Here is an 8576-nt window from a genome sequence, read left to right as displayed (position 1 = left end):
TTGGCTACATCTAGCCCCCATAAAATATTTTTTATTACATTCCAATTTATCTCCAAATTGGTCTTGCCCATATTCATGGTACGGACATTTATATATATCCCAATTACAAGGCACTCCCAAACATTCTCTACTGATTTCTTTTATCTTCATTTTATTTAATCTCCTTTTATATTATCTTATTTACCTTTCAATAACACCTAAAGAAAATAATATTAAAATGTAAAATTTTAATATTATTTTTTATAAAAAAATAATACTCTCTCAAACCTTATTAATCATATTTTGATAACTCTCTTAAAGTCTTTTTTTCTTTCTACAGACCGTACTAAATATTCGTATAGTTAAATACTATTTTAGGAAAGCCAATTTACTAGTCATATTTTTTATCTTTTAACTCTAGTCAACACACTTTAAACCATATTTTTTCCCGTCCCCCCATATACTTTGTTTTTTACAATAATATAATATTTTTTACTTAGATTATCCCTTCTTAATTTTATTATGGGAGAATTTTTTTTTTTGGAGTCGATGCAAACTGTACATATACCTCAAAATAAAAAAAGCACCTTAGAAGGTGCTTCTTTGCTAATTATACTTTTCTATAAATTCTTTCATTGCTTGACTTAATAAATCTACTTTCTTGTATTGCTTATTGTTCCTACAAAATGTATTGAACTGCTCTAACACTTTACTATTGATTCTTAATGTAGTTAATTTACTATCTGAATCATCTATATCTATTACTATTTGTTGCTTTATAACAGATGTATTACGTCTGTGTAATTCTATGATATCTTTCAATACATCATAGTTATTAACTAAATCTAATAGATTATTTTTTATTTCTTCATCTGATTTATTTATTATTTCTGTTATTGTATCACTTTGTATAACATCTGTTGTATTATTGTTATTTTCTATTTCTATATCAGATGTTATACGCCCGTTATTAGCTCCTATGTTAGTTTGTACTACGTTTGTTATACATTCGTTATATATATACTTATTTGAGTCTTTAAAGTATATATAATTGATTTTTTTAAATCTATCTCTTATTGTAGTTCTTCCAATTCCTAAGATCTTGCACACTGACGTTATACTTTTGTTATTTTCCAATTGATCATTAATATATTTTATCTGCTCTAATACTTCTAAGTTATTAAATTCTTCTTTATTCATTTATTCTACCTCCAAATTTACGGACGTTATACTTTTGTTATATTTTAATTATAGCATAATAAAAAACTTAAATTTAAATCATTCTATATTTAACTTCAGCAATTTTTTTGATTTTAAATACTCTTTTAAACTGCTATAAACTGCAAGGTTAACTAAAAATATTTTATATAGTATCAGAGTTTCATATATTTTTGCTTATATTTGAAAATATATGAATATAGAGTAATATTTGGTAAAAATATATGATATAATTAATATTGGTCGTATGATACCTTCCTTATGTGAGGGTGGCACCTCTTAGGTATCATAGCGGAGGCTGTGCCTCCTATCGGACGGTACGCCTTGTAGCAACAAGTTTGATGGGAAGGAGGTCCATCTAATGAAAATAGATTTTTTTACTGTATGCTTGGCACTTGGATACATATTAATCGGAATTGGACAATTAGCAAAGGGTTTTACATTTTTAGCTAAGTTCTTCCATTAAGAAAAATCCTGCCCTTTCTCAATAAGACTTTTAAATATTAAAGGGTGGCACCTTTAAGCAGACATTTAAGTTTTGAATAAGGGTAATTCATAAAAAAGGGACCTATTTAATAGATCCCTTTTTTTATTGCAGTAAAAAACACCTATTTGGCAGATAGGTGTTTTTATGGTCGTATTTTTTATATCCAACTATGAATATATTAGATTTCGTTTACTGTTCGATTAAGAAATTGGCAGTTCCTTAATCAAGGGATCCTTGGCATTTATCCCTTTTATCTTCTGTATTGACTAAACTTCAGTCATTTAATTCTTCCACATGTTTATTATAACACTTAATGTGTTTTTGTACACAAAATTTAATGTTTTTTTTCAAATAGTTATATTGTAATATAACTATTTGAAAAAAATATTATATTATAATATAACTTATAATAATAGATATCTTACTCTATTAGCCTTCTTGGATGGATCCTCACAAACATATTTTATATATTTTGTATATTTTAAATTTCTATACATTTGAACGTCATGTTTTACATCAAAATACTCTTTAAGAGATTTTGTACTACGTAATTGATTATTATATATATAATTTATATCTTCATCTGTAAGTGGAACAAGTTTCTTACATTTATTATCCATCTCGTTTGATTTAACCTCTTTTTTAAATATATCAGTAATTAATTTATCTATAGAATCTTCTTGAATTAGAATTTTTTTTCTTAGGATCTCTTTATTTTTTATTAATTCTTTGATTAATGAAAATACTTCTCGAGCATCATTATTAAAATTAGAAACTGATAATGGTTTTTTGAAAATTTGGTACACATTTATTAACTTCCTTATTTCAGATTTCTTTTCTGGTTCAATATATAAAGTATTTAATCTCTTTATATAGTTTACTTGTATATATTGCTCCTTCATATCTAGTAACTCTGCTAAATCTTCAATTGTATACAGATATCCTTCATTAACTATCGCATTCAAGTATTCTTGTATAGTTTTACAAGTTCTATGTGTATTTACCTTATTTTTTTTTATCTGCTTATTTTCCATAAAATACCTCCTATATCTATATGTTATATTTTAATATAACATATAGATATCATCAACTAGTTCGTTAAAGTATAAGTTTGTGAACTCTATAACCTTTTATATAATATAATGAAATTTCAACGTTTATAAAGTTTTGTATATAATAAAATAGTTCGTAAATATATGTTGATTTTAACGAACTATTTTATTATAATTGATTCATAACTTACAATGGAGGATTGAAATATGATTATAGGATATGCTAGAGTCTCTGGAAAAGACCAGAACCTAGATAGACAAATAGCATCACTTAAAGAGTATGGATGTGAAAAGATATTTGCAGATAAAGCAACTGGAAAAAACTTCAATAGACCAGAGTTTAATACTATGATGGAAGTACTAAGAGCAGGAGATACTTTAGTAGTTCACGAGTTTGATAGATTAGGAAGAAATAAGAAACTAACTCTAAAGGTATTACAAGACCTTAAGAATAAAGGGGTTCGTTTGGTGGCACTTAATCTACCTACTACTCAAATGCAGACAGATGATAATCTAATGCTAGAAACTATAAATAATATAGTTATAGAATTATATACTATGATGGCACAACAAGAGATAGAGACTAGAGAGAAAAGACAGAGAGAAGGAATAGACCAAGCGTTAGATAAAGGTGTTAAGTTTGGTAGAACTGCAATAGATTATCCAGATGAATGGGAGACTATTTATAATATGGTTAAGAATAAAGAGATAACAAGTGTTAGAGCAATGGGGATGCTTGGATTAAAGAAGACAACTTATTTTAAATTAAAGAAACAATATGAAGAACAAATAAAAAATAAATAGACCCCATACCATCTCTTTTGAGGTGGCTTAGGCTTGAGGTAGAGCAATTCAAATTTTTTCTTAAAATATATATGTAAACTATTTTGATACTAAGGAGATTATGAGATGATAAGAGAAAAAGAAAAAATAATAAATATAGTTAAAGACTTTCTTGTTAAAAATGGTGTAATAGTGAATGTACTTATAGATTTTAATAAGGAGTGGGGTTATGGAGCAAAGCATTGTTTAAGTAATGAAAATGAATTTGAGCATTTTATAGTTTATAATCCAAAATATTGGGATGAAAAAATAAAACCTAAGTGTGAATCTCATATAGATTATGCAGGTGCAATTGTATCCACTATGTTACATGAGGCTACTCATATAATATGTAATCATAGAAACCTTAATAGTACTGATAAGGAAGAAATTTTTGAAAAAATGATTTATGAAAATTATTTAAATAGTAATTGTGATGGTGGAGATGAAAATCATTTAGCAGGGTTACTTGGAATAACTAAAGAAGAATATATAGATTACTTAAGAAACAAAAGAAAAGACTTATTCTTTACAGAATACATAAACTATGTAAATTATTTAGCAGGATATTCAAATTCAATATAAGGAACGGTGAAAATATGAAAAAGCCAGAAAATATGGGATACACAGAGATTTATCAATGGGCGAGGGTAGTTCAAGTTGTGCCTTGTGATAACTATGATGTTATTGTTTATTATGATACTGGTCATACTTTTAAAATTAATTGTAGACATTTACTAGATAAACCAGTTATGCAACAATTTAAAGACATAGAGTTATTTAAAAAACATTGTGTAATTTTAAATAGTAATGTTGCTTGGTACTTGGGTGATGATAGATATGACGATTGGAATTGTTATGATTTAGATAATGAAATTGTATTTAAAGAAGGAACTAAATATGTAGAAGAAATTCCTAAAATTAATAACAATATAGAGAAGTTAATGAATATTATAAATAACTTTTCTGAAAAAGAAATAGAACAAGTACTTACATTTGTAGAGTTTTTAGAATATAAAAGAAAAAATAGAATAGAAGAGATAACAGATAAAGTTATAAATAAAAATATGGAGGCTCTAAAGGAGTTATCAAAGTATTAAATTATAGGAAACTATGTAATTTCACCATATTATATTACAATTTATAGTAAAATATTGTTAGAAACATGAAAGGGGTGGAATTATATGGATATAAAATCAAAGGATATTTTACTTGAATATTTAGTTCTTGCATCAGAAAGCGGTGTTAGTGCGGGAGTAACACTTTTAGTTAATGGTGATTATATCTCTGGTAATATAATTTCTGATAAGGAATACTATGAATTCATAAGCAATATAGATGAAAATTTTAACAGTTTATTTTCTTCAATTGCAAACGAAGTTTCTGCAAGATATGATAAAGAAAAAGAAGATGAATCAGTTAATATTGATAGAAACTTCATACATTTAAAAAATGTTTATTGTGTAAATAAAAATATAAATTCAATAAGTGTACCACTTAGAATAAAAATAAGTGATATATCTGGATTTACATTTGGTACAATGTCTCAAAACTAATAAAAAATAGGCTTAGTAGCCTATTTTTTGCATTTAATTAGAAGTACCTTTACTTATTGAATATCCCATTATTAATTGGTTATTATTTCGGTCTCTAGTAAAACTAGTATAAGATTTTATATAACCTTTCTCTTTAAGAAAATTATATACTTCTTTATAATATTTAAACTCTTTCACTTCACTTTCATTATATAAGATTATGGAGTTTCCAGTATAACTGTTATCTCTTTCTTCAACCTCTAGGCTATATCCCTTATAAACATAGCCTTTTCTCATTTTATGAAATGTAGTATAAGAAGTTAAAATTCGTTGTTTTTCAAAATATTTAAAAGCATCTTGAAGACATCCAAATTTTTCAATTAAGATATCATTTTTAAAAACCTTAACACTCATTGCCCAATAGTTATTTTCACCACTAACAGACGCCTTCATCTTCTCTATATAGTTATTCCAATCTTTAGAGTTCATGACTTCTTTTCTATTTTGATTAGAAGAACGTATCCTTTCTTTCACTTTATCTGAATTATTTAAATAATACTCTAAGTTTTTCTTACTCATTTTCTTGCTCCAATTTTTAAGTTGATTTTCTGAATATCCTGCTCTAGAGTATCCTCCATTAGCATTTTTATTGATATTATAATAATTTGTATTATTTACACAATCAAATTTATCTAAATAATACTGTTCTTTTTCTATTAAATCTGATTCTGAATATCCTATATAAAATATTTTTCTTACTAAGGACTTTTTATATTCTTTATTTTTAACAAGCCTTTTTATAAAAACACCACTTCCATAATAATTAGTCCATCCATTGTTTTTACCTTCTGGAGTAAGAAAATTCTTTCTTCCTAGATATTTTTTACCATTATAAGTATTTATAGTTTCATATATAAATCCTACTGCTCCTTTATCTAGATAACCTCTAAGTATTTCATTTTGCTTATGTAAATCTAGTTCATCTATTAAATACACTTAAACACCTCCGACTCAATTTATATTTAGATTATTGATTAATGTAGAAGTGATTTATACAATATAAGTTATTCTAAAAGCCACCTAATTACTGCATAATTTCTGATATAGGTTACTCTTGGGTGGCTTACTAACGCATTGTTGTGGTATTTTCCATTAGTTTTCCATTGGATAAAAAACATCCAAGCTAAAACTAAGCTAAAATATCCTCACAATTTTGTTTTATTTGTTATTATTTATTTATTCAATGGTGATGATCCAACTAAGGTAGTGATTATTATAAGTGAAAAAATAATACTTGTAGTATTTGTAATTTCTAATTTAGCATTACTAATTTGGTTATTCTATGGAGTATGGCTAAGCAATAAACTTATAAGAAAAATACTAAAGATAGATGAGCTATTAGAATATAATGAAAAAGAAAAAAGTACCAATAATTAATTAAAATTTACTTAATCTTTAAAACACTAACTAAACATATTCAATTTAAAAGCAATTAATTTATAATGTTTATTAGATGAATGTGTTTGTGGGGGTTCCGCCCCCACGGGCAGGCTTTGGCCGCTCCGCTCAAATACGAGTCTCACTTCGTTCGCTTTCGTAGTATTTTGTTTAATAGTAATAAAAAAACCCCATTTAGGGATTGCCTATAAAATATAAGTATAACTATTTATAAGTAACTCCTAAATGGGGTTTTTTTATATATTAAAATAGACTATAGTTTCCTATAGTCTAATATATTTAAAATGGTATTTCTATTTGGTCTAAATTCATTGTTATTTGTTCGCTTATTTCGACCTTTGGGTAATCTTGCTTTACTATAGAATTTTTAACTTTCACTTGCTCCGTTTTATAAATCTCACTTTTTCTATAATTTATTTTTTCATTTGGACAAATTCCAAAGGGGACTTGTTTATTTGCATTTTTGTTATAATTATCTATAGTTGTATCCAGGCTTTTACTCCAAAGGGTTTGTATACCTTCTCTAGCAATCTCATATGTAACTCCTTGTTTTTGTTCCATATAACGCATATGTCTTTGTAATTGCTCTATATTATAGTGAAAATGGAAACTTGCATAATAGTAGTCTAGCATAGGGAATAGAGTTGAATATTCTTCTAGCAAGTATTTCTTGACTCTACTTTTGAACTCATTCCAACGACCAAACTCAAATATTTTTCCTTTATGCCTTATCTTCATTTGTTCCATAACTTCAAACTCTGCTTCCATTATTGCATTATGCTCAAATACATCTGCATGATGGTGTATTCTTTTATGGTCAACCCAACTGTAACTCCATTTGTAACCAAGCACCTTTTGACTTACAAGTACTGAAATTGCTCTTTTTACTGCATTTGTACTTCTATTATCTATATACTCTATGCATTCGTCTATGGCTATTTTATTAACTTCTAATGCCATTGCATACTGTTCTCTTTTAACCTTAGCAGTTATGTAATTATCATTAAGTAAATTTAATTTTCTAAGTAATAAACCCTTGCTAAAGCCTATTACTTCGTGCTTTTCTAGTGGGTGACCACTTAATTGGTTTAACAATAAATACCTAATGAATTTGGCTTGTTCATTGTTATTACCTAGTTTTCTATTATCCACTTTTTCCAACTCCTTAGAGTATATTTCATCAATTATTATTTTATGTCCTTCTTTATGATATTTACAATACCTTTCAAGTTCTTTGAACTGTGCTATTCTACTATTATTCGCTTTGCTCGTAGGTTTAATTCCTAGCACCTCACATAGTTCTTTATAATTCTTTAGAACTTGTCCTTCTTTTAAATTTTCAATTTTCATTTGTTTTTACTCCTATTCGTTAGCTTAATAGGTAGTTCAAACAAGGTTTACACTCTATTTAAATTAATTTGTCATAACATTTGTGCATACATAGTATAATTCTATTGAATATAGTAAACACTTATTGTATAATAATTTATATAATTTATATAGTCTGTATAGTGTTGTTCCTTGATTGGAACTACCTTGAATATATGACCATGGATGCTACCAACATCGATGGTCTTTTTACATTATATCATATTTTATAGTAATTTTTGGCTATTTAGATTTCTTTATGTCAAACTATAGATTATAAATAGAGTAACTAAATTTTATAAGTCCTTAGAATTGGATTTATAGTTTTTCGTGAACCTATAAGCTTTGCAAATATTAGCCTATTTTTATTAATATAAAAGTTTTATTTTATTTTATATTCATTTCTAATTGAATTCCACATCAGGATGTAGTCTAATGAATGACCTCGTTTAAATCCTTCTAATATGTCTTTTTTAGACATGTCTACATCAATCTCTCCCTCTAATATTTTCGAAAATTCTGCTTGTTCTATTATTTCGTATTGTTTACCATCTACTTCATATGTAACTTTATATTTTCTTTGGCTACATCTAGCCCCCATAAAATATTTTTTATTACATTCCAATTTATCTCCAAATTGGTCTTGCCCATATTCAT

The 8576-nt window shown here is 26.5% G+C and carries 10 protein-coding genes; 5 read left to right on the top strand and 5 right to left on the bottom strand.

From position 1 onward, the window contains the following. Positions 1 to 585: 585 nt before the first annotated feature. Both I4U66_RS14380 and I4U66_RS14375 read right to left on the bottom strand, forming a co-directional pair. The gene (locus I4U66_RS14380; RefSeq protein WP_195929293.1) at positions 586 to 1179 is read right to left on the bottom strand and encodes a hypothetical protein; all 594 of its coding nucleotides are present in this window, start codon (positions 1177 to 1179) and stop codon (positions 586 to 588) included. Positions 1180 to 2088: 909 nt separating this feature from the next. Beyond that, the gene (locus I4U66_RS14375; protein WP_195929291.1) at positions 2089 to 2718 is read right to left on the bottom strand and encodes a hypothetical protein; all 630 of its coding nucleotides are present in this window, start codon (positions 2716 to 2718) and stop codon (positions 2089 to 2091) included. 225 nt (positions 2719 to 2943) lie between these two features. On the opposite strand from I4U66_RS14375, the gene I4U66_RS14370 reads away from it, so the two are divergent. The 4 genes from I4U66_RS14370 to I4U66_RS14355 all read left to right on the top strand — a co-directional run bounded on the left by I4U66_RS14370 (position 2944) and on the right by I4U66_RS14355 (position 5114). Beyond that, the gene (locus I4U66_RS14370) at positions 2944 to 3540 is read left to right on the top strand and encodes a recombinase family protein (protein ID WP_195929289.1); all 597 of its coding nucleotides are present in this window, start codon (positions 2944 to 2946) and stop codon (positions 3538 to 3540) included. 105 nt (positions 3541 to 3645) lie between these two features. Beyond that, complete coding sequence (locus I4U66_RS14365; protein WP_195929287.1) at positions 3646 to 4143, top strand: hypothetical protein; 498 nt, start codon at positions 3646 to 3648, stop codon at positions 4141 to 4143. A gap of 14 nt (positions 4144 to 4157) precedes the next feature. Beyond that, positions 4158 to 4658, top strand: a complete 501-nt coding sequence (locus I4U66_RS14360; RefSeq protein WP_195929285.1) for a DUF2442 domain-containing protein — start codon at positions 4158 to 4160, stop codon at positions 4656 to 4658. An 84-nt stretch (positions 4659 to 4742) separates the two neighbouring features. Beyond that, positions 4743 to 5114 carry a hypothetical protein gene (locus I4U66_RS14355; protein ID WP_195929284.1) on the top strand — a complete coding sequence of 124 codons (372 nt, stop codon included), beginning with the start codon at positions 4743 to 4745 and terminating at the stop codon, positions 5112 to 5114. 33 nt (positions 5115 to 5147) lie between these two features. Here I4U66_RS14355 and I4U66_RS14350 read toward each other — a convergent pair whose 3' ends face one another. Next, positions 5148 to 6089: a hypothetical protein gene (locus tag I4U66_RS14350; protein ID WP_195929283.1), complete on the bottom strand. Its 942-nt coding sequence runs from the start codon at positions 6087 to 6089 to the stop codon at positions 5148 to 5150. A gap of 138 nt (positions 6090 to 6227) precedes the next feature. Here I4U66_RS14350 and I4U66_RS14345 point away from each other — a divergent pair, with 138 nt between their 5' ends. Next, positions 6228 to 6530: a hypothetical protein gene (locus I4U66_RS14345; RefSeq protein WP_195929282.1), complete on the top strand. Its 303-nt coding sequence runs from the start codon at positions 6228 to 6230 to the stop codon at positions 6528 to 6530. Positions 6531 to 6830: 300 nt separating this feature from the next. Here I4U66_RS14345 and I4U66_RS14340 read toward each other — a convergent pair whose 3' ends face one another. Continuing rightward, positions 6831 to 7901 carry a hypothetical protein gene (locus I4U66_RS14340; protein ID WP_195929281.1) on the bottom strand — a complete coding sequence of 357 codons (1071 nt, stop codon included), beginning with the start codon at positions 7899 to 7901 and terminating at the stop codon, positions 6831 to 6833. A gap of 400 nt (positions 7902 to 8301) precedes the next feature. Beyond that, a partial coding sequence (locus I4U66_RS14335; protein ID WP_195929280.1) for a hypothetical protein occupies positions 8302 to 8576 on the bottom strand: 275 nt, incomplete at its 5' end.

The organism is Romboutsia sp. D33t1_170424_H2, from assembly GCF_015669105.1.
GTDB classification, from domain to species: Bacteria; Bacillota; Clostridia; order Peptostreptococcales; family Peptostreptococcaceae; genus Romboutsia_C; species Romboutsia_C hominis.
The sequence above is the reverse complement of the archived record's forward strand: the minus strand, read 5'-3'. Positions and strand labels throughout refer to the sequence as shown.

Bases quoted from the DNA above. Each gene is read 5' to 3' on its own strand.
- I4U66_RS14380 (WP_195929293.1), bottom strand. From the start codon at position 1,179: ATGAATAAAGAAGAATTTAATAACTTAGAAGTATTAGAGCAGATAAAA.
- I4U66_RS14375 (WP_195929291.1), bottom strand. From the start codon at position 2,718: ATGGAAAATAAGCAGATAAAAAAAAATAAGGTAAATACACATAGAACT.
- I4U66_RS14370 (WP_195929289.1), top strand. From the start codon at position 2,944: ATGATTATAGGATATGCTAGAGTCTCTGGAAAAGACCAGAACCTAGAT.
- I4U66_RS14365 (WP_195929287.1), top strand. From the start codon at position 3,646: ATGATAAGAGAAAAAGAAAAAATAATAAATATAGTTAAAGACTTTCTT.
- I4U66_RS14360 (WP_195929285.1), top strand. From the start codon at position 4,158: ATGAAAAAGCCAGAAAATATGGGATACACAGAGATTTATCAATGGGCG.
- I4U66_RS14355 (WP_195929284.1), top strand. From the start codon at position 4,743: ATGGATATAAAATCAAAGGATATTTTACTTGAATATTTAGTTCTTGCA.
- I4U66_RS14340 (WP_195929281.1), bottom strand. From the start codon at position 7,901: ATGAAAATTGAAAATTTAAAAGAAGGACAAGTTCTAAAGAATTATAAA.